At 39.6% G+C, this 23,338-nt stretch carries 23 protein-coding genes; 1 reads left to right on the top strand and 22 read right to left on the bottom strand.

What is annotated here, in order from left to right; all coding sequences use genetic code 11:
• Nucleotides 1-14: 14 nt before the first annotated feature.
• From ABDZ91_RS11615 to ABDZ91_RS11570, 10 genes are all read right to left on the bottom strand, one after another.
• Nucleotides 15-248 carry an acyl carrier protein gene (locus ABDZ91_RS11615; RefSeq protein ID WP_343799155.1) on the bottom strand — a complete coding sequence of 78 codons (234 nt, stop codon included), beginning with the start codon at nt 246-248 and terminating at the stop codon, nt 15-17.
• Between the two features lie 72 nt (nt 249-320).
• On the bottom strand, nt 321-1,064 hold the full coding sequence (fabG, locus tag ABDZ91_RS11610) for a 3-oxoacyl-[acyl-carrier-protein] reductase (protein WP_343799154.1): 744 nt from the start codon (nt 1,062-1,064) through the stop codon (nt 321-323).
• Nucleotides 1,065-1,082: 18 nt separating this feature from the next.
• On the bottom strand, nt 1,083-2,018 hold the full coding sequence (fabD, locus tag ABDZ91_RS11605) for an ACP S-malonyltransferase (RefSeq protein ID WP_343799152.1): 936 nt from the start codon (nt 2,016-2,018) through the stop codon (nt 1,083-1,085).
• Nucleotides 2,019-2,038: 20 nt separating this feature from the next.
• A complete protein-coding gene (plsX, locus tag ABDZ91_RS11600) occupies nt 2,039-3,031 on the bottom strand; it encodes a phosphate acyltransferase PlsX (protein ID WP_343799150.1) in 993 nt (330 codons plus the stop codon).
• On the bottom strand, nt 3,015-3,611 hold the full coding sequence (gene fapR, locus ABDZ91_RS11595; RefSeq protein ID WP_343799148.1) for a transcription factor FapR: 597 nt from the start codon (nt 3,609-3,611) through the stop codon (nt 3,015-3,017). Before fapR ends, plsX begins: the two co-directional genes overlap by 17 nt.
• Before the next feature lie 142 nt (nt 3,612-3,753).
• The gene (gene recG, locus ABDZ91_RS11590) at nt 3,754-5,802 is read right to left on the bottom strand and encodes an ATP-dependent DNA helicase RecG (RefSeq protein ID WP_343799336.1); all 2,049 of its coding nucleotides are present in this window, start codon (nt 5,800-5,802) and stop codon (nt 3,754-3,756) included.
• On the bottom strand, nt 5,792-6,685 hold the full coding sequence (sdaAA, locus tag ABDZ91_RS11585; protein ID WP_343799146.1) for an L-serine ammonia-lyase, iron-sulfur-dependent, subunit alpha: 894 nt from the start codon (nt 6,683-6,685) through the stop codon (nt 5,792-5,794). The genes recG and sdaAA overlap by 11 nt, the downstream gene beginning before the upstream one ends.
• 32 nt (nt 6,686-6,717) lie before the next feature.
• Nucleotides 6,718-7,380: an L-serine ammonia-lyase, iron-sulfur-dependent subunit beta gene (sdaAB, locus tag ABDZ91_RS11580; protein ID WP_343799144.1), complete on the bottom strand. Its 663-nt coding sequence runs from the start codon at nt 7,378-7,380 to the stop codon at nt 6,718-6,720.
• Between the two features lie 321 nt (nt 7,381-7,701).
• On the bottom strand, nt 7,702-9,378 hold the full coding sequence (locus ABDZ91_RS11575; protein WP_343799142.1) for a DAK2 domain-containing protein: 1,677 nt from the start codon (nt 9,376-9,378) through the stop codon (nt 7,702-7,704).
• Between the two features lie 16 nt (nt 9,379-9,394).
• On the bottom strand, nt 9,395-9,757 hold the full coding sequence (locus ABDZ91_RS11570; RefSeq protein WP_343799140.1) for an Asp23/Gls24 family envelope stress response protein: 363 nt from the start codon (nt 9,755-9,757) through the stop codon (nt 9,395-9,397).
• 266 nt (nt 9,758-10,023) lie between these two features.
• Between ABDZ91_RS11570 and rpmB the strand changes: the two genes are divergently transcribed.
• Complete coding sequence (gene rpmB, locus ABDZ91_RS11565) at nt 10,024-10,212, top strand: 50S ribosomal protein L28 (RefSeq protein WP_343799138.1); 189 nt, start codon at nt 10,024-10,026, stop codon at nt 10,210-10,212.
• Nucleotides 10,213-10,276: 64 nt separating this feature from the next.
• Here rpmB and spoVM read toward each other — a convergent pair whose 3' ends face one another.
• From spoVM to coaBC, 12 genes are all read right to left on the bottom strand, one after another.
• Nucleotides 10,277-10,357 (bottom strand): stage V sporulation protein SpoVM, encoded by an 81-nt coding sequence (spoVM, locus tag ABDZ91_RS11560; protein WP_343799335.1) that lies wholly within the window; start codon nt 10,355-10,357, stop codon nt 10,277-10,279.
• 106 nt (nt 10,358-10,463) lie between these two features.
• The gene (locus ABDZ91_RS11555; RefSeq protein ID WP_343799136.1) at nt 10,464-11,114 is read right to left on the bottom strand and encodes a thiamine diphosphokinase; all 651 of its coding nucleotides are present in this window, start codon (nt 11,112-11,114) and stop codon (nt 10,464-10,466) included.
• Nucleotides 11,115-11,473: 359 nt separating this feature from the next.
• The gene (gene rpe, locus ABDZ91_RS11550) at nt 11,474-12,142 is read right to left on the bottom strand and encodes a ribulose-phosphate 3-epimerase (protein WP_343799134.1); all 669 of its coding nucleotides are present in this window, start codon (nt 12,140-12,142) and stop codon (nt 11,474-11,476) included.
• A 1-nt stretch (nt 12,143) separates the two neighbouring features.
• Nucleotides 12,144-13,025: a ribosome small subunit-dependent GTPase A gene (gene rsgA / locus ABDZ91_RS11545; protein WP_343799132.1), complete on the bottom strand. Its 882-nt coding sequence runs from the start codon at nt 13,023-13,025 to the stop codon at nt 12,144-12,146.
• A 4-nt stretch (nt 13,026-13,029) separates the two neighbouring features.
• Complete coding sequence (gene pknB / locus ABDZ91_RS11540; RefSeq protein ID WP_343799131.1) at nt 13,030-15,003, bottom strand: Stk1 family PASTA domain-containing Ser/Thr kinase; 1,974 nt, start codon at nt 15,001-15,003, stop codon at nt 13,030-13,032.
• Nucleotides 15,000-15,767, bottom strand: coding sequence for a Stp1/IreP family PP2C-type Ser/Thr phosphatase (locus ABDZ91_RS11535; protein WP_343799130.1), 768 nt, complete (start codon nt 15,765-15,767; stop codon nt 15,000-15,002). Before ABDZ91_RS11535 ends, pknB begins: the two co-directional genes overlap by 4 nt.
• A gap of 4 nt (nt 15,768-15,771) precedes the next feature.
• A complete protein-coding gene (gene rlmN / locus ABDZ91_RS11530) occupies nt 15,772-16,872 on the bottom strand; it encodes a dual-specificity RNA methyltransferase RlmN (protein WP_343799129.1) in 1,101 nt (366 codons plus the stop codon).
• Between the two features lie 4 nt (nt 16,873-16,876).
• Nucleotides 16,877-18,214, bottom strand: a complete 1,338-nt coding sequence (rsmB, locus tag ABDZ91_RS11525; protein ID WP_343799128.1) for a 16S rRNA (cytosine(967)-C(5))-methyltransferase RsmB — start codon at nt 18,212-18,214, stop codon at nt 16,877-16,879.
• Nucleotides 18,207-19,157, bottom strand: coding sequence for a methionyl-tRNA formyltransferase (gene fmt / locus ABDZ91_RS11520; protein ID WP_343799126.1), 951 nt, complete (start codon nt 19,155-19,157; stop codon nt 18,207-18,209). The genes rsmB and fmt overlap by 8 nt, the downstream gene beginning before the upstream one ends.
• Nucleotides 19,154-19,642 (bottom strand): peptide deformylase, encoded by a 489-nt coding sequence (def, locus tag ABDZ91_RS11515; RefSeq protein WP_343799124.1) that lies wholly within the window; start codon nt 19,640-19,642, stop codon nt 19,154-19,156. The genes fmt and def overlap by 4 nt, the downstream gene beginning before the upstream one ends.
• A gap of 14 nt (nt 19,643-19,656) precedes the next feature.
• Nucleotides 19,657-22,071: a primosomal protein N' gene (gene priA / locus ABDZ91_RS11510; RefSeq protein WP_343799122.1), complete on the bottom strand. Its 2,415-nt coding sequence runs from the start codon at nt 22,069-22,071 to the stop codon at nt 19,657-19,659.
• A 7-nt stretch (nt 22,072-22,078) separates the two neighbouring features.
• Nucleotides 22,079-23,281: a bifunctional phosphopantothenoylcysteine decarboxylase/phosphopantothenate--cysteine ligase CoaBC gene (gene coaBC, locus ABDZ91_RS11505; RefSeq protein ID WP_343799120.1), complete on the bottom strand. Its 1,203-nt coding sequence runs from the start codon at nt 23,279-23,281 to the stop codon at nt 22,079-22,081.
• Nucleotides 23,282-23,338 lie beyond the last annotated feature (57 nt).

The raw sequence follows: 23,338 nt of genomic DNA, 5'->3' as shown, positions 1-23,338 counted from the left end.
CGGAGCTTTCACTATTACACTTGGCTCTTTATGTAATTCACTGCATCGCCAACTGTGGCAATTTTTTCAGCATCATCATCAGAAATTTCCATTTCAAACTCATCTTCAAGTTCCATTACTAGCTCAACAACATCAAGAGAGTCTGCACCTAAATCATCTTTGAAAGAAGCCTCTAGAGTTACCTCTGAAGCGTCAACTCCAAGACGGTCAACAATAATCTTTGTTACACGGTCTAAAACGTCTGCCATGTCTGTTCACCTCCTTTAAAAGTTTAATTTGTTATACGGTATCCTGCCACTATAAATTGCAGGAGTACTTTATCACATTACCATTCCACCGTCAATATGAAGCGTTTGCCCTGTCATATACGAGCTGTCCTCAGATGCTAAGAATACAACAGCCTTAGCCACATCTTCTGGATTTCCCAGCTTACCTAGTGGTATTTGCTTCAGCATCTCCGCTTTCACATCTTCTGGTAGTTGATCTGTCATATCAGTCGTAATAAATCCGGGAGCAATCGCGTTTACGTTTATTCCTCTAGTAGCTAGTTCCTTAGCAGATGTCTTAGTCAAACCAATAACTCCTGCTTTTGCCGCAACATAATTAGCTTGTCCAGGATTTCCGCTTACACCCACGATTGAAGAAATGTTTATAATTCTTCCAGCTCTTTGCTTCATCATAGGTCTAGCTGCAGCTTTTGTACATAGGAAGACGCCTTTCAGGTTCGTGTCAATGACAGAATCCCACTCTTCTTCCTTCATTCTCATTAGTAAATTATCTCTCGTAATCCCAGCATTGTTAACTAAAATATCAATAGCACCAAACTGGTCTACTGTTTCTTTTATCATATTTTGTACATCATCAGGATTAGAGACATTTCCTTGAATGCTAAATGCTTGAACACCTAAAGTTTTAATTTCATCCACGACTTCGTTTGCTTTGGCCTCACTACCTGCATAATTGACTACAACGTTCGCACCCTCTTTGGCTAGTCCAAGAGCGATTGCTCTACCAATACCTCTAGACGCACCTGTAACAAGTGCTGTTTTACCTTGTAATTTCACACGTATCCCTCCTTACCTTTATTGAAAGTCTGCCGCTAATTGTTGGAATGACTCTTCGTCTTGCACAGAATATGTCTTTACTCTTCTGTTTACTTTCTTCACAAGACCGGACAAAACCTTCCCAGATCCAATCTCAATAAAAGTGTCTACACCTAAATCTAACATTGTTTGAACTGAATCCTCCCAAAGTACTGGGGAGTAAAGCTGTTCAACTAATAAACGAATCAGTTCATCTTTCTCCTGAACCGGTTCAGCATTAACATTTGCAATAACCGGCACACTAGCATTTTTCCAATCTAACTTTTGAAGAACACTGTGTAGTTGCTCACTGGCAGGTTTCATTAAAGAAGAGTGGAACGGACCACTAACTTCTAACGGAATCACTCGCTTCGCTCCTGCTTCCTTCGCACGCTCCCCAGCTACTTGAACGCCTTCTTTTGTTCCGGAAATAACGATTTGGCCAGGGCAATTCAAATTCGCTAATTGAACGGAATGACCTTCTTCTGTCACTTTGTCAGTGATTGCTTTCAGAGGTTCGCGGTCTAGTCCAAGAATTGCAGACATAGCCCCTTTGCCACTTGGTACAGCTTCTTCCATAAAGAGTCCTCGTTGTCTGACTGCATAAACCCCATCTTCGAACGATAAAGCTCCACCAGCAACAAGTGCTGTATACTCACCTAAAGAATGGCCAGCTACATAATCTGGCTGTATGGAAAGTTCCTTCATTCTCTCCAAGATAGCAATACTTGTTGTTAAAAGAGCAGGCTGTGCGTTTACCGTTTTCGTTAATGTCTCCTGTGGTCCATTAAAGATAACGTTGGATAGATCATCTGTAAGCACTTCATCTGCACGATCGAAGTACGCTTTTACCTGACTATGCTCATCCGCTAACTGTTTACCCATTCCTACAACTTGAGAACCTTGTCCTGGAAAAATAAAAGCGATTTTGCCCATGTCTTTGTCCCCCTTCTTAGTTATTCATTACCCAATTGATCAATTTCCTTCTTAATAATAGAAGGAATATCTTTTGTCACCATTTCACGTGTTTGACGAATGGCATGGAAAACGGCAGTTTCATCAGAAGACCCATGCGCTTTAATTACGGGAGCATTTAGACCAAACAAGCCTGCTCCTCCATATTCAGAGTAATCCATTTTCCCTTTTAGACTCATAAACTCATTCTTTAATAGAAGGGCTCCAATCTTTGTCTTGGTTGAACTCATTAAAGATGTTTTCAACATCTTAAAGATTGAAAGAGCTGTACCTTCAATGGTTTTTAGGGTCATGTTTCCTGTAAAACCATCCGTAACAACAACATCTGCTACACCCTCAAGAAGATCTCTTGACTCCACATTCCCAACAAAGTTAATCGGTGCATCTTTTAATAAGTCAAAAGCTGCTTTCGTTAGTTCATTTCCTTTTTGTTCTTCAGTCCCGATATTCAACAACCCAACCCTAGGGTTTTCAATCTGGCGAACTTCTTTTGCGTAGATGCTTCCCATTAATGCATACTGGTAGATATGCTCTGGTTTTGCATCTGCATTAGCACCTACATCGAGCATTAAAAAGCCCTTTCCATCTACTGTTGGGAAGGTTGGTGCCAGAGCAGGTCTTTCTATTCCTTTAATTCTACCGACAACAAATAGTCCTGCAGCCATTAAAGCCCCTGTATTTCCTGCAGAGATACAAGCATCTGCTTTTCCTTCTTTTACTAAGTTAGCTGCTACAACCATAGACGCATCTTTTTTACGTCTCACGGCTCGAACTGGTTCATCATCTGATGTAATTACTTCAGTTGTATGTATAACCTCGACACGATCGGAGGTTTGAATCAATGGCTGTATTTTTTCTTGGTCTCCTACAACCATAAATGTGATGTCTGGAAAGGCAGATAACGCTTTGTTTACACCTTTTATAATCTCATGAGGTGCATGATCTCCTCCCATAGCATCAATGGCTATTCTCATCGTGTTCTTCCTTCCCTTCATTTTTTGAACGAAACATATCAAACTCACCTTTAAACACAAGTTCTTGTCCAACATAGCTTTGGACCTCTACAGTGGTTCTACCTTTTATCGTCTCTTTAGTGGTCACTTTCGCTTTTGCAATGACTCGTTCATTTTGTTTAACTTGACGAGTAAAGTGAATGGTAGCATTGGCTGTTAGCGCTAGCTCATCATTGATGACAGCAACTGCTAAGGAGTTTGCCTGCGCAAATAAATGGTGTCCGCGAGCAATTTTATTTCTTTTAAAAACGTGTTCCTCTTGAACATCAAAAATACTAATCGCGCTTTCATCTAACTGAATATCAATAATTTCACCAATTACCTCATCTATCGGCAATGACCGTACTTCTTGGTCATGACGCTTTTCGGCAACATTTCTTATTCTTTCCCTAAGTTCGGGAATAGATAATTCCATCCGGTCTAATCTAATCGTTTGAACACTTACTTGAAATTTATCGGCTAATTCTTCATCTGTAATAAAAGGGTTTTCTTTTATTGTTTGTGAAAGCAGCATCTGTCTTTCTTTTTTATTTTTTTTCATAATACGACTGACACCATCCGAACTATTATGACTAGGTACTAATAGTAGTATATAATCAAAAAAAGCAGATTGCAAGAAGAAGTATTTCATCTTCTGCATCTGCTTTTTAAAAAGCTAAGTTGCGTTTAAACAATAATAATACCTAGTCAAAAGACTTAGCCGCAAACGCTCCCGATTCCTCTAGTTTTTCAAGCAGTGGTCTGAATTCTTCGCTTTCCCAGAATGCTTTGGACTCTATAAGCTGCGCTGCATCTGATCGGGCGGTTTCCAATGCACGGTAATCATGAATCATATCCGCATATTTGAATTCAGGTAATCCACTTTGTTTCTTCCCGAAGAAATCTCCAGGGCCACGTAGTTCTAAATCACGTTCACTTAATTCAAACCCGTTGGTTGTCTCAGTCATTATCTTCATACGTTCTTGGCCAGTTTCACCTTTTGGGTCAGCCAGTAGGATACAGTAAGACTGATGTTCACCTCGTCCAACACGACCTCTTAGCTGATGTAACTGAGAAAGTCCAAATCTTTCAGCATCATAGATAAGCATAAAGGTAGCGTTTGGCACATTAACTCCTACTTCCACCACTGTTGTTGATACTAATACCTGTACTTCGTTTGCCGCAAAAGCTCGCATGACTTCATCTTTTTCATCGCTAGTAAGTCTACCATGCATAAGTCCAACCTTGTAGCGATTATGAAAATGTTGACTTAACAACGCATGTACATCAATTGCATTTTGCACGTCTAATTTATCTGATTCCTCAATGAGTGGGCAGATCACATACGCTTGCTGACCTTGCTGTAACTCTTTCTCCATACCGATTAATATGCGGTCTAACTGATTAGGTTTTGCCCAATATGTCTCAATTTGCTTTCTTCCCGCAGGCATTTGGTCAATGGTAGACACATCCATTTCTCCAAATGCAGTTATCGCTAATGTTCTAGGAATGGGTGTAGCTGTCATAAAGAGAACATCTGGATGATACCCTTTTTCTCTTAAAATCTTTCTCTGTTCTACACCAAAGCGATGCTGCTCATCCGTTACGACTAAACCTAGATTGGCAAACTCAACATCATCTTGGATTAAAGCATGGGTACCGATTAGGACATTGATTTCCCCAGCTTTCAATCTTTCTAAAAGTTCTTTTCTTTTTTTCCCTTTTACCGCACCAGTCAATAAAGCAACTTCTACTCCATGCGGTTGTAGTAAATCAAATAAAGAATTGGCATGTTGTTCAGCTAATATTTCTGTTGGCACCATAAGCGCACCCTGAAATCCAGCTGTACTTGCTGCAAAAAGAGCAATGGCAGCAACCACTGTTTTCCCGGATCCAACATCACCTTGCAGCAGCCGATTCATTCTAGTTGGGGATTTTAAATCACTTAAAATTTCTTTAACCACTTTCTTTTGTGCCGAAGTGAGTTCAAAAGGTAAAGAATTCATAAAATCTTTTAATTTAGAAGTTGAATAGGCAATAGGTTTCCCACCTGATTGTTCTTTTTCAATTTTACGTAGGCTTTGGATTTTCAACTGAAACAGAAGAAATTCCTCATATACAAACCGTCTTCTAGCCTGTTTTAAGTCCTGTTCATTCTGAGGAAGATGGAGGGCCAAAAAGGCTCTTCTTCGATTAAGTAGCTTGTACTTCTTCAGCATATACTCAGGCAAAAACTCATCAATTTCACCAGAAAACTGCTTCATCGCTTGTTGAATCCACTTTCTCATTTCAAAGACTTTGATATCCCCTTTAATTGGATATACCGGTTGGAAACTATCACTTTCTCGAGATGAACCAACTTTCCAGGTTTGAGCTGTTAGAGTTTGTCTATGTTGATCCCACTTACCCGTGACCGTTATAATTTGGTTGATTTCAAACTTATTTTTTAAATAAGGTTGATTAAACCACACGATTTTAATTAATACATTCCCAGCTAAAAGTCGTACGACTGTACGTGACTTTCTTCGACCAAAATACATAACAGAAGGTTCACTATGAACCTTCCCTTCTATCGTAATCCTTTCGTCATGGCGGACTTCAGATAAATCACGTAATCTATAATCCTCATAGCGAAAAGGTGCATATTCAATTAAATCATGAACGGTAAAAATACCCAGCTCATTCAGCTGGGCTTCAATCTTTTCACCAATACCTTTTACTTCAGAAACTGGAACTAATAGCTTATTTGTCACGTTTGTTAAGAGCGATACCAAATATTTTTGCCTCTAGCTCTCTACCAGTTGGTGTCGCTGCTAACCCTCCTTGTGCCGTTTCTTTTAATGCAGTCGGCATCGATTGGCCAATCTTGAACATGGCATCTATCACTTCATCGCATGGAATTCTGCTCGTTACACCTGCTAAAGCCATGTCTGCCGCCACCATTGCATTTGCTGCCCCCATAGCATTTCTCTTCACACATGGTACTTCAACTAATCCTGCGACAGGGTCACAAACTAATCCTAGCATGTTTTTTAAAGTAATGGCCATCGCTTCCGCGGATTGGCTCGGTGTTCCACCTGCCATTTCCACAATCGCTGCTGCGGCCATTCCTGCTGCAGAACCTACTTCAGCCTGGCAGCCTCCTGCAGCACCTGAAATAGATGCATTGTTCGCTACCACAAACCCAAATGCACCAGAAGTAAATAAGAAACGAACCATTTCTTCACGTGTTGGGTTCAATTTATCTTTAACAGCAAAAAGTGTACCAGGTACTACTCCCGCTGAGCCAGCAGTAGGGGTAGCACAAATAGTTCCCATTGCTGCATTCACTTCGTTTGTTGCAACTGCCTTACTTACTGCATCCAAAATGGTTGCGCCTGTTAGTGTTTTACCTTTTTGTATATATTTTTGAATGAGGACTGCATCGCCACCTGTTAAACCTGAATGTGATTGAACCCCTTCAAGTCCTCTTTCAACTGCTTTTTCCATAACCTCTAGATTTCTATCCATTTGTCCAAGAATTTCTTCGCGAGTTCTTCGAGTCATGGCGATTTCTTGTTCAATCATGATTTCACTAATTTTTTTGTTTTGACTTTCTGCCAGCTCTACTAATTCTGCAACATTTCTAAATAGCATGTTGATTCCCCCCAACCGGTTAATCCGAGGTGTTAGTCTACAATTCTAGTAACATTTATAATGTTTGGAAGTTTTGACAATTCGTCAATCACCGAGTCTTCGATAAATTGATCCACTTCAATGGTCATTAGAGCTTGCTTCCCTTTTTCTTTACGAGAAACATCCATGTGTCCAATGTTGATCTCGTGACTAGCTAATACGTTGGAAACGCTTGCAATCGCACCGAATCGATCATTATGAACAACCAAAATGGCTGGATCACTACCCGTTAGTCTTAATTCAAATCCATTTAATTCTGTGATTTCCACTTTACCGCCACCAATAGAAATTCCAACGATTTCAAGTTCACCGTCATCATCGCCTATAAGAATACGCGCTGTATTCGGGTGGTCTGTCACAGCATCTTCTTCTATGAATCGAACCTTTATCCCTTTTTGCTTCGATAACTCTTTTGCTTGTATAATTCGTTCATCAAATGTATCAAAATCAAGTAAACCACCTATAATGGCTACGTCGGTCCCATGCCCTTTATAGGTTTCTGCGAAAGAACCGTATAAGTGAATGTTGGCCCACTTTGGTTCACGCCCAAATAACGTACGCGCCATTCTTCCAATACGGGCTGCACCAGCAGTATGTGAGCTGGATGGACCAATCATGACAGGACCAATTATATCAAAGACACTTTTATATTTCATTGGTACTCCCTCCCAAACCTCTATTAAAAACACTGTTTTAGATACTAGGTTGCACTTAAATAATGTTTGATTCTCTTAATAATATACGTTGATTTCCGTTGCAGGTGCTTGCTTTCCGCGGGCGGTCCGGGAGCCTCCTCGTCGCTTTCGCTCCTGCGGGGTCTCCCTTGTCCCTTCCTCCCGCAGGAGTCAAGCACCTTCCACTCCAATCAACTGTAGTTTAATTGTAAGTGCAAGAAACAGCAATTCTTTTCAAATTCAGCAATAAAAAATTCTCTAAAATAGAATGAATAGAAGGGATATCCCTTCTATTCGTAGACATTATTCAACTGAAAAAATAAATGGATATAATGGCTGGTTTCCATTATGAACTTCAATTTCTACATCTTCAAAGTTCTGTTCTACATATTGAATGACTTGATCGAGTTCTTCCTGAGATGCCTCTTCACCTTGTAGAATAGTAAGAATCTCAGAATCATCATCTAACATTTCATTTAATAGCTGTATAGCTGCATCATGCTTTTCTTTTGATTTCACTTTTATCTTACCATCTTCGATTCCCATGAAATCGCCAGTTTCTAACTCTAACCCATCAATAACTGTGTCTCTAACAGCATATGTTACTTGACCTGTTTTGACATGTTCAGTTGCTTCAACCATAGATTCTTTATTATCTTCTAAAGAACCCATTGGGTTAAATGCAAGTAGCGCAGATAATCCTTGTGGTACTGTCTTCGTTGGAACGACAGCTACTGGAATATCCACAATCTCAGCCGCTTGTTCCGCTGCAAGAATAATGTTTTTGTTATTTGGAAGTACAAGAACCTTCTTTGCATGGACCTTCTCAATTGCCTTTACAATATCTTCAGTACTTGGGTTCATAGTTTGTCCGCCTTCAATGACTTCACTAGCCCCAATACTTCTGAATAGCTCAGCAATTCCAGATCCCATTGCTACTGTAACAATACCGAATTCTTCTTTTTCCTTCTTTGGTTCTGGCTTTGCCTTCTTTGGAGCAGCTTCTTGACCAACAATGCTTGTATGCTGCTCTCTCATATTTTCAATCTTCATGTTAATTAGGCTGCCGTATCGTTGTCCATAGCTTAAGACATCCCCAGGATGTTCAGCATGGATATGAACTTTCACAAGGTTTTCATCGGCAATGACTAATAGTGAATCTCCGTGTTTAGATAAATCCTGACTGAATTGTTCTTCACTGAAAGGATTTTGTGCTAGCTTATCGTCCTCGAATTTAACCATAAATTCAGTACAATAACCAAACTCAATATCTTCTGTTGCCATGTGGCTTTGCACACTCTTGTGGTGCTCAATATCTACTAAGTCATCCATAGATGGCTCTTCTGGAACAGCAGAAAGCTGTTCTCCTTTAAGTTCAGCCAAAAAGCCCTCATATACATAAACAAGTCCTTGGCCACCACTATCAACTACTCCTACTTCTTTAAGAACAGGAAGTAAATCTGGTGTACGAGCAAGCGATGCTTTAGCTTCCTTCACGACTTCTTCCATCACTTTAACGATGTCTTCTTCTGTCTTAGCCACTTCAACAGCTTTTCTAGCTGAATCTTTAGCCACAGTTAAAATCGTACCTTCAACTGGTTTCATAACAGCTTTGTAGGCGGTTTCAACACCAGCTTCAAGGGCGCGCGAAAACTCCCCAGCGTTTATTGTTTCTTTTTGCTCAATTGCTTTAGAGAAACCTCTAAATAATTGAGAAAGAATAACGCCCGAGTTTCCTCTTGCTCCCATTAGTAAACCTTTTGATAAGGCTTGACCCAGCTTTCCAATATGCTTTTGTGCATTGTTTTTGACTTCCTTCGCACCAGAAGTCATGGATAGGTTCATGTTTGTACCTGTATCCCCATCCGGGACAGGGAACACATTTAAAGCATCTACTGTTTTTGCGTTAGTAGTTAGGTTGTTAGCTCCCTGTCGTACCATTTCGGCAAATTTAATGCCGTCTAATACTTTGATTGTCACAAATACTTCCTCCTTACTACGGGTTCGAAACGCGCACGCCCTGCACGAAAATATTAACGGAATCGACAGAAAGCCCCACCGTTTTGTTAAGTGTATACTTCACAGTGTTCTGTACATTGTGTGCTACTTCTGAGATTTTCGTACCATAGCTCACAATCGTATACATATCGATATGTACTTGATCGCCTTCTTGACGGACCACAACACCTTTTGTAAAGTTTTCCTTTTTTAAGATTTCGGCAATTCCATCTTTAAGCTGCTTCTTTGAGGCCATTCCAACAATTCCAAAGCACTCCACCGCTGCGCCTCCTGCAATGGTAGCAATGACTTCGTTAGATATATCGATTTGACCGTACTTTGTTTTCAATTCAATGGACATTCAAAAAGCCCCCTTTTGTCATTACTGCTTGGTTACACTTATTTTACTATAATACCCTGTATAATAAAAGACTATCATCTTCTAGGGGAGTGCCCCCTTAATAATTATAGGTAGAGAAGAGTATGTCAAGTATTTTTTCTTTAATGCTTTCTCTCTTTCCTGTTGAAATGAGTTATTCATTATGATAAATTATATTAGTATCTCCACGCATGTGTAATTGACGACATAGTTAAACAATGTCATCTTGATATAGGGAGGGAATAATTATGCCAAAAAAATGTGTAGTTACAGGTAAAAAGGCGAGCTTCGGTAATGCTCGTTCACACGCTATGAACGCAAACAAACGTAAATGGGGCGCGAACTTACAAAAGGTTCGTATTCTTGTTAACGGTAAACCTAAAAAGGTATATGTTTCTGCTCGTGCACTTAGATCAGGCAAAGTAGAACGCGTATAATGCTTTCATGATGAAACCCCCTTGCAAATTGCAAGGGGGTTTTTCATTAAAGCACGAAGTTCATTTAATTTTTTTTGAAGGTTCCCAGCATTGCCCTTACAATCCCACCAAGAAACTTCGGAAGCTTAATCGTGTAAAATTTCATGATAAGTCCCTCCTCACCATCTCGCTACTATTAATCCCTACCTACATCGTATTCCAACATGTTGATGTTGGACCTTACATCCGCCATTTTTTTGCGGGGAAAGAATTTAATCCATACTTCTTATCATCATTAATATGCCGCTTATAAAAGAAAAAGTACCAGCAGGTTTAATGAGTTCATTACTAATACATAATGTTGAACCTAAAAAAATATGCCTATCTTTTAGTGGATATTTAAAACCTGTTAAGGTTAATCCAGTCACTTCAGGTGTAAGAGGTATGTAAGAGATATATGGAATTTCAGACCGTTGCACGGTAAATTCCCCTGGCCCGTACACGGAAATACGATTCCAACGGTCAATGATTTCAACATCACAATCTGGTTGTTCTTTACGAACCTTTACAAGTAAGTACGTATTCGCTAACTGGTGGTCCTGTCTTTTACCTGTTGCTCCAAAAATAAAAAGTTTGGAAGGCTTTTGTTCTAGCGCAAGATTTATTGCTAGTTCCATATCCGTCTCATCTTTTTCCGCTTGAGCTGTTTTTAAAAAACGTACATTTTGGTCGATGAGCTGCATTTCTTCTTCTTGAACGGAGTCAAAATCGCCTACTGCATATTCTGGGATAATGCCGTAATCAAATAAAGTTAATGTGCCACGATCAATTCCAATCCATACCGTATCCGTTGGCAAATCGTTTAATACTTCTTTACTGGGTATCGAGTCAACCGGCCCACCAGCCATCATTGCGATAATCATGGGATTCCTCCTTATTTTCTCTAATCATTTAAAAAACTGTTTTCATAAAATTGTTACATTACAACAATAGTTTTTCCTATGACAATGGCCGTTGGTGCTTGCTTTCCGCGGGCGGTCCGGGAGCCTCCTCTGGCCAACAGGATGTTGGTTACGAAGGCGTTGCCACAGGACGTGGCGTTCTTAGCCTTCGTTCCCCTCCGCTCCTGCGGGGTCTCCCTTGTCCCTTCCTCCCACTTTCCACTGCTTCCATTTATTCTTTTCAAGGCAGTGGAAATGAGTCAAGCACCTTCCGCTCCAATCAACTGTAATTTGAACTATATTTTCAGGAAACACCACTCCGTTTATAAAAAGAAAAAACATCAGCTAAGAGCTGACGTTTCTCCTCGAATGGCTTCTATTGCTGCTTTCCGATCCTCGGCACCGTAAATGGCTGAGCCAGCTACAAGTATATTTGCTCCCGCTTCTCGGCAAAGCTTTGCTGTTTCTTCCGTAACTCCACCGTCGACCTCAATCTCAAGTTCACTATTTATAGAATTAGCCATTTCACGAACTTTTCTAATTTTCGGCAACACCTGTGGAATAAAATGTTGTCCGCCGAAGCCAGGATTAACAGTCATTAGAAGAACAAAATCTATATCCTCTATCACGTGCTGAATCAATTCAACCGGTGTAGCAGGGTTCAGAACGACACCACATTTTACACCTAATTGTTTAATGGTTTGAATCGTACGATGTAAATGTTTGCATGCTTCAACATGTACAGAGATACAATCTGCTCCTGCTTTCGCAAAAACCTCTACATATTGATCTGGATTGTCAATCATTAAATGAACATCTAGAGGAAGCTTTGTTACAGGTCTAATAGCATCTACTACTAGTGCTCCAAATGTTATATTAGGAACAAAATGACCGTCCATAACATCAACATGAATCCAATCTGCTCCGAGTGCTTCAACCTCTTTTACCTCTTCTCCTAATTTTGCAAAATCAGCTGAAAGAATGGAAGGTGCAACTCTGATAGGTTTCATGTTAATACCTCGGCTTTCTATCTTTTATTTCTTGTGAAAATGACATGTAGTGATCATAACGGTATTTTGGTATTTCACCTGTCTCAACCGCTTGTTTGACTGCACACTTCGGTTCGTTCAGATGTAAGCAACCTCTAAACTTACAACCCTCACCTATTTCGGCCATCTCGGGAAAGCAAAATGGTAAATCCTCTAGCTCGATTTCATCAAAATCCAAGGAGCTAAAGCCTGGTGTATCTGCCACAAACCCGTCTGCTATTGGAATGAGTTCGACATGTCTAGTTGTATGTTTACCTCTTCCTAAATGTGTCGAAATATCATTTGTTTTTAGCTCTAATTCAGGATTTATAGCATTTAATAGAGATGATTTTCCTACACCTGATTGACCGGCAACTACACTGATTTTTTCTTTTAAGTAAGGGGTCAACTGGTCAAGACCTACATTATCTTCCGTAGATGTAAAAATCCAGTCATACCCGATTTGGCGGTAATCTTGTGCGATAATTTCCATGGCTTGCTTGACTTTATCATTGGCCAAATCCATTTTAGTCATTACAATAACCGGGTGTATTTGCTTATACTCGATTAGTACAAGAAATCTGTCTAACAACACAGCATTAAAATCTGGTTCTACTGCTGAAAATGCAATGATTGCTTGGTCTACATTTGAAATAGGAGGGCGAACAAGTTCATTCTTTCTACTCTTTACATCTAAAATATAACCCTCACGCTCATTATCAGCTTGGAACTCAACTGTATCACCGACTAAAGGAGTAACCTTATTCTTTCTAAATACGCCACGACCCCTGCATTGATAGGTTTGATCATTCACTTTTACATAATAGAATCCACTTAAAGCTTTCATGATCTTGCCTTCAGGCATAGTCTCACTCCTCTATCGGATACTCACGAATACCTTCATCGATAAACTGATTGTTTCTAACTATTCTATATCCAGCCTTTTCTCCATAAGCTATCAATAATGTTATTTGATAAGGTGTATCTTCTGTGATTTCAAAACTATCTGCTGCCACGGTCATACTTCTATTCATGTCCTCAATATATATTTGGACAAGTTGAGGTTCTTTATTCTCCTCATCCTCATTGTTTTGGCTATCATCATACGGAATCACCAAATCAATGATTACTTCCTTAGGTGGAATTTCTTTTTTACCTTTGGAAAGCACAACTTTGATTTCAGCATTCTTTTTGACACTTGTCCCTGGTGCAGGATCCTGTGATATTACATGTCCAGCTGGGATTTCATCATGATGTTCCTCACTTATCACGTTAATTAGGAAACTATGTTCCTTTGAGTATGCTGAATATTCATCTCGAGAATAACCGGTTAGGTCTTTTAGCTCGATTAACTGAGGCCCTTTACTAACCGTAAATTTAAGGGTAGTCTCTTCAGGAATAACTTCTTCATCAGCTTCCGGATCTTGGGAAAGAATAGTCCCTTCTGTTTCTTCAGAGAACACTTTTTCAACCTCAATATCATCAAAAATGTCTCCTAATAAATTTAAGACACTTTCATATTGTCTACCGACGTAGTTTGATAAAATATATCTTTCTTTACCCATACTCTCATACAGTAAAACTTCACTGTTCGGCTGAACTTTTGAACCTTTTGAAGGTTCAGTTTTAACCACATGTCCTTCCTCAATCGATTCGTGGTAGACCTTTTCAGTTTTCCCTATAGAAAAACCTGCATCAACTAATTTAGTGACCGCTTCATCATGGGGTAGGTCTTCTACATCAGGAACTTCAATTAAATCTGGAGCTAATAAGTCAGGTAACAACGTATAGGCTAATACTCCTCCAACAATCAAAAAGAACAATACGATTCCCACGATCCATGGCCATTTTTTCTTTTGCTTACTAGTACTCTCGCTCGTTTCAGGCTTTGGCGGTGTATTGCGATCATTTCGCAAAATCGTTTGTTCTAAGTTATCAATTGGCTTATCCTGTGAAAAGATTGGTATGGCTTTTGTCGCTTCTTCATCTCTAGGGGCTACAAATGGCTTTTCATTCATCCGATCGGGATCCAAAGCTGTTTTTATGTCTTCAGCCATTTCTTCTACACTCTCATAACGGTGGAAGGGGTCTTTGGCTGTCGATTTCAACACAATGTTCTCAACACTTTGAGGAATATTCGGATTCCATCTCTTTGGAGAAGGTGTTTCATTTTGAAGATGCTTAAGAGCAATAGAAACAGCCGACTCTCCGGAGAATGGTAGTCTACCAGTTAATAATTCAAACATAACAATTCCTAGAGAATAGATATCCGACTTTTTATTTGCCATGCCTCCTCTTGCTTGTTCAGGTGATAAGTAGTGCACTGTTCCTAGTACGGAGTTCGTATGTGTAATCGCTGTTGCACTAAGTGCCATCGCAATCCCAAAGTCCGTAATTTTAACCTCATCATGTTCGTTAATTAAGATATTTTGAGGTTTTATATCCCTATGTACAATATGATTGTGATGGGCATGGGCAATTGCCGATGTTAATTGATTCATGATGTCAATGACTTTATGAATGGATAACGGTGAATTTTGCTGTATGTATTGCTTGAGTGTCATCCCCTCGACGTATTCCATGACAATATAATAAATATCGTCCTCTTCCCCAACATCATAGATACTTACAATATTAGAATGAGCTAGACTAGTAGCTGACTGTGCTTCTCTATGGAATCTACGAATAAAATTATCATTATCTGAAAAATCTAGTCTTAAGATTTTAATGGCGACATCACGGTCTAAAATCATGTCATGGGCTAAATATACGTTAGCCATGCCCCCGCCACCAATCATCTCAAGAATCTTGTAGCGACCACTAAGACGCTTTCCTATAATCATGTTTGGTCACCACTTTCATCTTCCGCTGTTGCGTCGTTTTTTACGATAATTATTGTAATATTGTCTTCTCCGCCGTTTTCATTAGCTAAGTCGACTAATCTTTCAACTTGTTCTTCCAACGTTTCTTCAGACTCAATGATTGTCTTCATATCATCATCTGAAACCTTATTTGATAAACCATCAGAACACAGGAGAAGGCAATCTCCCTCTTCGAATGTGATGGTTTTGATATCTATTTGGACATCTTCTTCTGTTCCAAGAGCTCGAAGAATTACATTTTTTCTTGGATGATGCTCAGCATCCTCCCTTGAAATCTGTCCACTTCTAACCAGCTCGTAAACCAATGTGTGGTCCTCAGTAAACTGAGAAAAGCCAAGGTCGTTGTTAATATAACAGCGACTATCCCCAATATTGGCAACAGTTGAGAAGGAATCACTACAAATGGCAGCAACCATTGTAGTACCCATTCCTTTACATTCTTCATTTTCGGACGCATGCAAAAATAACTGATGATTAACGTTTTTGATAGATTCAATCAGCCATTTTTCTGATTCGTCAGGCTGGGAAGACGGAGGGTTCTTTTCCCATAATTCTTTCATTGCCTGAACAGCCATTTCACTTGCGACATCCCCAGCTCGATGCCCTCCCATTCCATCCGCTACTAGCACTAGGATGGAATCATCATTGTTTGCTAAAAATACTCCCCCATTATCTTCATTATGAGGCCTTACACGTCCACGGTCTGTTTTAAATACCGCTTTCATCCTTTCACCTCGTCTCTTCTTTACGCTCCTTCGCTCGAAGCTGTCCACATGCTGCGTCAATATCGTGCCCTTGCTCTCTTCGAATGGTAACGTTAACTCCATGGTTCTTTAACACTTTTTCAAATGCAAAAATCTGTTCTCTAGGAGTTCGAACATAATTTCTTTCTGGAACATAGTTCACAGGAATAAGGTTGATATGGCATTTAACACCTTTCACTAAGGCTGCCAACTCTTCAGCATGTTCAACTTGATCATTTTCCCCACCAAATAAACCATACTCAAAGCTGACTCTTCTACCAGTTTTTTCAATGTAGTACTTTATGGCCTCCATCAAGTCCGGCAGCTTATACGCACGGTTAATTGGCATTAGCTTCGATCTTAGTTCTGTATTTGGGGCATGTAGTGAAATTGCAAAATTGATTTGCATATTTTCATCTGCAAATTTATAAATCTTAGGGATAATTCCTGATGTGGAAACAGTAATATGGCGTGCACCAATATTTAGCCCCTTATCATGATTGATGACCTTAAGGAAAGTGACAAGAGAATCATAATTGTCAAAAGGTTCGCCAATACCCATTACAACAACTGAGCTTACTCTCTCTCCTGTTTCATCTAAAGCTTTTTGGACCTTTAGTACTTGAGAAACAATCTCTCCCGCTTCTAGATTTCTTTTTAAGCCACCTAAAGTAGAAGCGCAGAACGTACAACCAATTCGACATCCTACCTGTGTGGTAACACATACTGAGTTACCGTACTCATGTCTCATCAATACCGTTTCAATCGAATACCCATCATGTAATTCAAATAAAAACTTAATGGTACCATCCTTAGATGTTTGTTGAATGAGTGTACTCAACGTTGTAATCGTAAAGCTGTTCTCTAGTTTTTCCCTAAAGGATTTGGAAAGGTTTGTCATTTCATTGAAAGAATCGGCTCTTTTCACATAAAGCCAGTCGTATAATTGTTCGGCACGAAATGATTTTTCTCCTTGTTCTTCGACCCATTTTTTTAGCTCATCTAATTTTAATGAGTAAATGGACGGTTTTTCTGGTGGGTTGTTAAGCTTGTTTGCTCGTTTTTTCTGTGTTGTTTGCTGTTCCATTTTTTCACCTTCTTCTAAATGCTGCGACAAAGAATCCATCAGTGTTTAACGTGTGTGGAAGTAACTGGAGTTGACCTTGTTTAACAAGAGGTCTAAACGCTTCAGGCACTCTTTCCTCTAGAGTTTCATCCAACATAAACTCTTCGTGACTCTCTAGAAATGAGTTGACTACTCCATGGTTCTCTTCCATATCAATAGTGCATGTACTATATACTAATATGCCCTCATCTTTTAAAAGTGGAGACACAGCGTTCAAAATCTCTAACTGAATGGTTTGCAATTGCCTAATATCAGTTTCTAATTTTTCATATTTTGCTTCTGGCTTTCTTTTTAATACCCCAAACCCTGAACAAGGTGCATCTACTAAAATTCGGTCAAAGTACTTATTAGAAAACTTTGATTGAATCTCCCGACTATCCCCTTGTCCTGCTTGTACATTTGTTAAGCCTAATCTTTTCACATTATCCTCTATAAGTTTTACCTTGTGGTCATGTATATCAAAAGAGTGTACTACCCCTGTATTGTTTAGCTTTTCAGCAATATGTGTTGTTTTACCTCCAGGAGCAGCACATGCATCTAAAATGGTTTGATTTAGGTCTACTTGTAGAGCATAAGCTGGTAACATAGAACTCTCGTCTTGAATCGTAATATAGCCTTTCTGAAATAAAGTACTCTTAACAATTGAGCCCTTTAACATTCGAATGGCTTCAGGTAATAGAGGACTCTCTTCCACTTCAAACCCTTCGTTTTTCAACTGTTCAAGACATTCTTCTCTTGTTATCTTGGTCAAGTTAACTCTGGCAGTTTGAACAGGAGCCATTAGGTTAGCATGACACATTTTTTCGGTTTCTTCCAGTCCCCATTGTTCAATCCATCTTTTCACAAGCCAAAGTGGATGACTCGTTTCAGTGGCTAACTTTTCAACTGGGTCTTTTATATCCTCTAGTGATTGTAATCCTTCCCTACCAATAGAGCGAAGAACTCCGTTAACAAAACCAGCTATGGCTTTATTTCCTCTTTTTTTGGCTATCTCAACTGCCTCATAAATAGCCGCACGTTCTGGAATCTTATCAAGGTAGACAATCTGATAAAGAGTTAATCGAAGTAACCATTTCACCCAGCCTTTTACTCTTTTTCCTTTAATAAAAGGCTCTAAATAATAATCCAAGCTTAACTTACGCTGCAATGTCCCATATAAGATTTCAGTTAGGAGGGCTTTATCCTTAACAGAGTAATTCCCTGTTTCTAGCTCTTTTTGCAATACTAAGTTGCTATATGCCTGGTCTTTGTCAATGGTGGTCAGTAGCTGTAAACAAGCAAACCGCACGTTTGGTTTATTCATTGTGATCCCCTAATCTCATGCCAATTTCCACATGGGAACCAGAACCTCTTAAAAATTGAGAAGTTTCCATCCGTTTCTTACCTGCTGGTTGAAGTTCTGTAATTTTAATTCCGATATCATCTCCAGTTTTTACAATAAAGGCATTTTCATCAATGTCCACAATTGTACCCGGAACATGTTCCTCATCATTTAAATGGACTTTCTCGCCCCACCAGATTTTCCATACCTCTCCATGGAACTTCGTATAGGCAACCGGCCAAGGATGAAGTCCGCGGATGTGATCATAAACTTGTTCCCCTGACTTACTCCAATCAATTATTTCTTGCTCCCGTTTAATGTTAGAAGCAAACGTGGCCTTCGAATGATCTTGCGGAGTAGCTTTTGCTGTACCATCTAAAATAGAAGGTAGTGTTTCTATAAGTAGATTAGCCCCTGCAACACTTAATTTATCATGAAGACTTCCTACATGATCCGTTTCAAGTATTGGAACTTCCACCTTTGAAATCATATCTCCAGCATCTAATTTCTCAACCATGTACATAATCGTCACGCCTGTAATTTCTTTTCCTTGTAGAATGGCGTAATGAATGGGAGCACCCCCTCGTAACTCTGGAAGCAATGATGCGTGTACATTGATGCAACCGAAACGAGGAAAGTCTAACATTTCATTTGGAACAATTTGTCCATATGCTGCCGTAATTATCAAGTCCGGCTCTAAATCTAAAATCTCTTGATATTCTGTTTTAATTCTCTCAGGCTGGTAGACAGGTATTTGTAACTCTACTGCCTTCTTTTTTACTGGAGGTGGTGTCAGAACTTTTTTTCTCCCTACTGGACGGTCTGGCTGAGTAACCACACCGACTACGTTGTAGCCTTCACTTACTATCTTTTCTAGTACTGGAACTGAAAAATCTGGAGTCCCCATAAAGACGATTTTTGTCATTCTTCAACCACCTCTTCTTCTAAGTCTGCTTCCTCTATGTATCGAACTACTTTGGTCGTAAATAAGATACCGTCCAAGTGATCGAGTTCATGCTGAATCGCGCGGGCCACATAGCCTTCTGCTTTTAATGAAAAAGGTCTTCCTTTTACATCAACAGCTTGAACTGTCACGGATTGAGCTCGGATGACTTCCCCATACACATTGGGAATACTTAAGCATCCTTCAACACCAAGTTCTTCCCCTGTTTGTTCGGTTATTTCTGGATTTATTAACACAAATGGTCCCGTTTCATCATCTGCATCGATGACAGCGATCCTTTTTAGTACGCCAATTTGAGGGCCTGCTAGACCTACTCCATCGGCTTCGTACATTGTATCAAACATGTCCCTAGCCAGTTTTTTTAGTTTTGAATCAAAGCTTGTAACAGGTTCACACTTTTGATTCAAGACTGGATTTGGGTCCATTACAATTGGTTTTACACTCACAATTACACCTCTTTTTACATTAAAACATATGGCTGTACATCAACTGATACATACACTCCATTGTTTCGTTTATCTTCCTGGAATTGATGGACGATTTTCTTTAAATGTTTTGTTAGTTCTGGTTCCCGTTTGTATTTTACCAGACATTGGTACCGATATCTATTATTGATGCGAGCGATTGGAGAAGCTACCGGACCGAGAATAATACTTGAGGAGCTGAGGTTCTTTTCCAAGTAGCTCGTTATATTTTCAGCAATAGATGCAGCTTTCATGACTTCTTCATGACTGATATTTATAAGCGTTAAATAGTAAAAAGGCGGATATTGAAATTGCTTTCTTGTTATCATCTCTTTTTGATAAAAGGCCAAATAATCTTGACTACCGCTTAATTCAATACTGTAATGTTCAGGAGTATACGTTTGAATGACGACTTCTCCTGGCTTTTCATGTCTACCTGCTCGTCCACTTACCTGAGTGAGAAGCTGGAAGGTTTTTTCTGATGCCCTGAAATCGGGTAGGTGAAGCATCGTGTCGGCTGATAAAACACCAACTAGGGTTATATTAGGGAAGTCTAGCCCTTTTGCAATCATTTGAGTACCTAAAAGGATATCTGCTTCTCCTCGTTCAAACGCTGATAACAGTTTTTCGTGTGCACCTTTTCTTCCTGTCGTATCGACATCCATTCGAATCACTCTTGCCTCAGGAAACAACCGAGCTATTTCTTCTTCCACCTTTTGTGTTCCTGTTCCAAAATAGCGGATGTATGTACTTGTACATTCTGGACAAGTTGTCGGTACTAGGGCACGATAATCACAATAGTGACATTTCATCTCAGATGAGGCTCTGTGATAAGTCATGGAAAGATCACAATTCGGACAATTCATCACGTATCCACAGTCTCTACACATTACAAACGACGAATACCCTCTTTTATTTAAAAAAAGGACAGATTGTTCCTTTTTCTCCATTCGATTTTGAAGAAGCTCAACCAATTTCGTCGAGAACATAGAACGATTTCCCGACCGGAGTTCCTCTCTCATATCAACAATTTCAACTGAAGGTAAATCTCGGTCATTCATTCTTCTCGATAGCTCTAATAAGGTATAGACTCCTTTTTGAGCTCTCGCAAACGATTCGAGAGACGGAGTTGCACTGCCTAAAATGACAGGACATTGGTGGTACGCTCCTCTTAATTTTGCAACATCACGAGCATGATACTTTGGATTCTCTTCCTGTTTATAGCTACTCTCATGTTCCTCATCTATAATGATTACACCTAAATTTTCGAAGGGTGCGAATATTGCAGAGCGTGCTCCTACAACGACTTTTACTTCTTTTCTATGAATCTTTCTCCATTCATCATACTTTTCACCAATGGATAGTCCACTATGTAATACAGCCACTTGATCGCCAAAGCGACCCTTAAACCGATCAACCATTTGGGGAGTTAACGAGATTTCAGGTACCAGAACTATGGCTTCTTGCCCTTTCTTTAGTACCTCTTGAATGGTCTGAAGGTAAACCTCTGTTTTTCCACTTCCTGTTACACCATATAATAGAAACGATTCATAGGACTGTTCCTCTACAGATTTTAAAATAGGAATGATAGCTTTTTGTTGTTCAGCCGTTAACGGAAGTGGTTCTGTTCTTTTAAACTCTTTATGTTCAAACGGATTTCGGTACACTTCCACATCTAAATGCTTCACTATGCCCTTATCAGCAAGAGAGCGAATTGTAGCTGTAGAAATACCATAATCCTTTGTTAATTCAGGGATAGGAATAGACTCTTGCTGATTTTTTAATATCTCTAGCAGTTCCTTTTGTTTACCTGCTTGAGGAGGCAACTTGTCGATTTCGTTGTCTACCATTTTACGGTCTATGTTTAAGCAAACGTGCTTGATGACCTTCTTCCTGTTTTTCTCTTTAACCTCATAAATGATTTCAAAATCTATTTCCTTTGCTCTTGCTTTTCTTTGCAGTGTCGGAACAAGGTTCAGCTCCATTGCCTTTTCCCAGCTAACGATATTCCCCTTCTGAAAAAGAGGCAAAAATTCTGGTGGAATGGGTTCACTTTTAAGCACAACCTTCTTTTTATACTTTGCTTTCATAGCAGCAGGAAGCATTACCTGTAGAGCTGCAATGTGAAAGCAGAGCGTTTCTTCAGAAAGCTGATTCGCAAGCTGTAGTAGTTCAGGTGTAAGAACAGGTGTTACATCCATAGGTTCATCTATTGCTTTTAACTTAAATTCTGTTTCCTCTGTTTTCATATAGGTATCCACTACAATCCCTTGAATCTTACGGGGACCAAAAGGAACAATCACACGGATACCTGGTACGATAATGTCCTCCCACTCTTGTGGGATAAGATAGTCAAAGGAGTGATCAATTTGCCCAGCTGGAACATCTACAATTACCTTCGCTACATGCACTCATTCCTCACTCCTTGTTTAATAACCTTTCAATCTTGTTTAATACTCTCTTTGCCACTTCATTTTTTGAGAGTATAGGTACAACTTCTGAAGTGCCGTTTCGGTCAAACATGGTCACCATATTCGTGTCCCCACCAAATCCGGCTCCTTCTTGAGTCACATCATTGGCTACAATTAAATCAGCATTTTTGGATTCTAATTTCTTTTTAGCGTACTCTTCAATATTATTCGTTTCTGCTGCAAACCCGATAAGTAGCTGATGCTGCTTGATTTTCCCCATTTCTTTAAGTATATCCTTGGTTCTTTCAAGCTCTAATGTCAAATCGCCTTCTTGCTTTTTCATCTTTTTATCAAAAACATTCTTTGGACGATAATCGGCTACAGCGGCACTTTTGATCAAAATATCTACATCTTCAAAGCGATTCGAAACGGCTTGGTACATATCCTCTGCTGATTCCACGTTTACCACCGTAACATTTGGTGGATGTGGAAGATTTACTGGTCCAGAAACTAAGGTGACGTCCCCACCTAATTTGGCCGCCTCTTCCGCTAGAGCATAGCCCATCTTTCCACTTGAATGATTGGTCATATATCGAACTGGATCGATTACTTCACGAGTTGGTCCTGCCGTAATTAAGATTTTTTTCCCTTTAAAAGGTAAATTTTTTGGCTCTTGGAAGAAGAGTTGGATTTGTTCTACAATTTCTTCTGGTTCTGCAAGACGACCTTTCCCAACATACCCACAAGCTAAATAGCCTTCATTTGGTTCAACAAAATGGTGACCGTAGGATTTTAGAGTTTGCATATTCTTTTGTACTGCTGGGTTTTCATACATATGTACATTCATTGCAGGAGCAATCCAGACGGGTGCTGTTGATGCTAGTACTGATGTCGATAACATATCATCTGCCAATCCATTTGCGAGCTTTGCGATGACATTAGCGGTAGCAGGTGCAACCACTATTAAATCAGCCCAATCTGCTACATCTATATGTGATATCACTCCAGGATCTTGTTCTTCAAATGTATCTATATAGACGGTTTGTCTAGATAAAGCCTGAAATGTAAGAGGAGTGACAAATTTTTGTGCACTCTCGGTCATAATGACCCTAACTTCCATTCCCGCTTGTACCAATTTACTCGTTAGTGCTGCGGCTTTAAATACAGCGATTCCACCTGATACACACAACAGGATTTTCTTCTTTTCCATTTCCACTACCCCTTTTATAACCGTAATAAATTGATAGGAGTTTATATCTAAATCTAA

The sequence above is a fragment of the Bacillus carboniphilus genome (assembly GCF_039522365.1).
In the GTDB taxonomy this organism is placed as follows: domain Bacteria; phylum Bacillota; class Bacilli; order Bacillales; family JC228; genus Bacillus_BF; species Bacillus_BF carboniphilus.
This window is presented reverse-complemented; position numbering and strand designations above follow the sequence as displayed.

Bases quoted from the DNA above. Each gene is read 5' to 3' on its own strand.
- ABDZ91_RS11615 (WP_343799155.1), bottom strand. From the start codon at position 248: ATGGCAGACGTTTTAGACCGTGTAACAAAGATTATTGTTGACCGTCTT.
- fabD (WP_343799152.1), bottom strand. From the start codon at position 2,018: ATGGGCAAAATCGCTTTTATTTTTCCAGGACAAGGTTCTCAAGTTGTA.
- plsX (WP_343799150.1), bottom strand. From the start codon at position 3,031: ATGAGAATAGCCATTGATGCTATGGGAGGAGATCATGCACCTCATGAG.
- fapR (WP_343799148.1), bottom strand. From the start codon at position 3,611: ATGAAAAAAAATAAAAAAGAAAGACAGATGCTGCTTTCACAAACAATA.
- sdaAA (WP_343799146.1), bottom strand. From the start codon at position 6,685: ATGCTATTTAGAAATGTTGCAGAATTAGTAGAGCTGGCAGAAAGTCAA.
- sdaAB (WP_343799144.1), bottom strand. From the start codon at position 7,380: ATGAAATATAAAAGTGTCTTTGATATAATTGGTCCTGTCATGATTGGT.
- ABDZ91_RS11570 (WP_343799140.1), bottom strand. From the start codon at position 9,757: ATGTCCATTGAATTGAAAACAAAGTACGGTCAAATCGATATATCTAAC.
- rpmB (WP_343799138.1), top strand. From the start codon at position 10,024: ATGCCAAAAAAATGTGTAGTTACAGGTAAAAAGGCGAGCTTCGGTAAT.
- spoVM (WP_343799335.1), bottom strand. From the start codon at position 10,357: ATGAAATTTTACACGATTAAGCTTCCGAAGTTTCTTGGTGGGATTGTA.
- ABDZ91_RS11555 (WP_343799136.1), bottom strand. From the start codon at position 11,114: ATGATTATCGCAATGATGGCTGGTGGGCCGGTTGACTCGATACCCAGT.
- rpe (WP_343799134.1), bottom strand. From the start codon at position 12,142: ATGAAACCTATCAGAGTTGCACCTTCCATTCTTTCAGCTGATTTTGCA.
- rsgA (WP_343799132.1), bottom strand. From the start codon at position 13,025: ATGCCTGAAGGCAAGATCATGAAAGCTTTAAGTGGATTCTATTATGTA.
- pknB (WP_343799131.1), bottom strand. From the start codon at position 15,003: ATGATTATAGGAAAGCGTCTTAGTGGTCGCTACAAGATTCTTGAGATG.
- ABDZ91_RS11535 (WP_343799130.1), bottom strand. From the start codon at position 15,767: ATGAAAGCGGTATTTAAAACAGACCGTGGACGTGTAAGGCCTCATAAT.
- rlmN (WP_343799129.1), bottom strand. From the start codon at position 16,872: ATGGAACAGCAAACAACACAGAAAAAACGAGCAAACAAGCTTAACAAC.
- rsmB (WP_343799128.1), bottom strand. From the start codon at position 18,214: ATGAATAAACCAAACGTGCGGTTTGCTTGTTTACAGCTACTGACCACC.
- fmt (WP_343799126.1), bottom strand. From the start codon at position 19,157: ATGACAAAAATCGTCTTTATGGGGACTCCAGATTTTTCAGTTCCAGTA.
- coaBC (WP_343799120.1), bottom strand. From the start codon at position 23,281: ATGGAAAAGAAGAAAATCCTGTTGTGTGTATCAGGTGGAATCGCTGTA.